We start from the raw sequence: 758 nt of genomic DNA on the forward strand, positions 1-758 counted from the left end.
GCTTGGCCATTTTTTCCATTTTCTGGCGAATACGCTGACGTTTCAACGGAGACAAGTAATCCACGAATAATTTACCTACCAGATGATCCATTTCATGCTGGATACAAATTGCCAGCAGATCATCGGCTTCGAGCTCGAAGGTTTTACCGTCACGGTCAAGCGCGCGGATTTTTACTTTTTCAGCACGCGGCACCAGCGCCCGTTGATCAGGGATCGACAGACAGCCTTCTTCAATCCCGGTTTCGCCGCTCTTTTCCAGCAATTCAGGGTTGATGAGAACCAGACGCTCGTCGCGGTTTTCAGAGACATCAATCACGATGATACGCTGATGAATATCGACCTGAGTTGCAGCAAGGCCAATGCCTTCCTCTGCATACATGGTTTCAAACATATCATCCACGATCTGCTGGATTTCAGCGTTAACTTCTTTGACCGGTTTTGCCGTTATGCGAAGCCGCTCGTCTGGGAAATGTAATATCTGTAATACGGACATATTTTTCTGGATCTTTATTCAATTGATTGAAGATATATAGACTCTATTCTAGACATTTCCTGCCCAGATTGACAGCATCCTCTGCCAATTGTATCAGTCGCTGAAAGGCCTTGAGAAGGGAATGGATAATGACATTACAGGAAGCATGGATACGTTTGTCGGTGGTAAAACGCCTCGATCCTCATCACGCTATGGGGATCATTCAGACCTTATTCTGCCGGGGCATTTATTCGTCCTCAGAATTAGCAAACAGTGGACTTCTCCC

The 758-nt window shown here is 46.2% G+C and carries 1 protein-coding gene and 1 pseudogene; one reads left to right on the plus strand and one right to left on the minus strand.

Annotated elements, in window-relative coordinates; all coding sequences use genetic code 11:
* Nucleotides 1-493, minus strand: a 493-nt coding sequence (def, locus tag AC1DUO_RS25740) for a peptide deformylase (RefSeq protein WP_477989553.1), incomplete at its 3' end; no start/stop codon positions are given.
* 128 nt (nt 494-621) lie between these two features.
* Here def and AC1DUO_RS25745 point away from each other — a divergent pair.
* Nucleotides 622-758: pseudogene (locus AC1DUO_RS25745) on the plus strand (DNA-protecting protein DprA); the annotation flags it as partial.

This window comes from Rahnella sp. P4_A8, assembly GCF_056402435.1.